The 518-nt window shown below is 62.0% G+C and carries 1 protein-coding gene; it reads right to left on the bottom strand.

Annotation, left to right across the window (positions count from 1 at the left end):
• Positions 1–518: RNA polymerase factor sigma-54 (locus ACV1FX_RS41795; protein ID WP_473123295.1), on the bottom strand; the 518-nt coding region annotated here is incomplete at both ends.

A 518-nucleotide genomic window follows, 5' to 3' on the forward strand; every position in this document is an offset into this window, starting at 1 on the left:
TCCGAGACCTTGACGATCGTCTTGCGCCGCTGCTCGATGGCGCGGATCAGCCACTGCGCGTTGCGTAGCTTCTCCCCCACGAACTCCTGCGCCGCGGGGTCCTTCAGCAGGCGCTGGGTGAGTGCTTGATTGATGTGCAGCTTTTGCACGCCGCGGTCATTGTCGGCGACGACGAAGTTGTCCCCGTCCTTGATCACGTAGACATCGGGCGTGATGCCGATGCTGCGGTCGGAGTGATCGACGAAATTGCGCGCCGGACGGCTCTCGAGCTTCTGAATTTCTTTCGCGGCTTCGTAGACCTCTTCCAGGTAGATCTTCATGTCGCGGGCGATGGCCTGGTAGTTGTGCTTCTCCAGGTTCGCCATGTGCTTTTCCAGGATGGCGAGCTCCGTCGCGTCGTAGCCGAACGCTTTCGCTTGCACGAGCAAGCACTCTTGCAGGCTGCGCGCGGCGACGCCGACGGGGTCGAAGTTCTGGATCATTTCCAGCACGAGCGGCGCGTCGTCCGGGTGCAAGCC

Source organism: Bradyrhizobium ingae, from assembly GCF_055791185.1.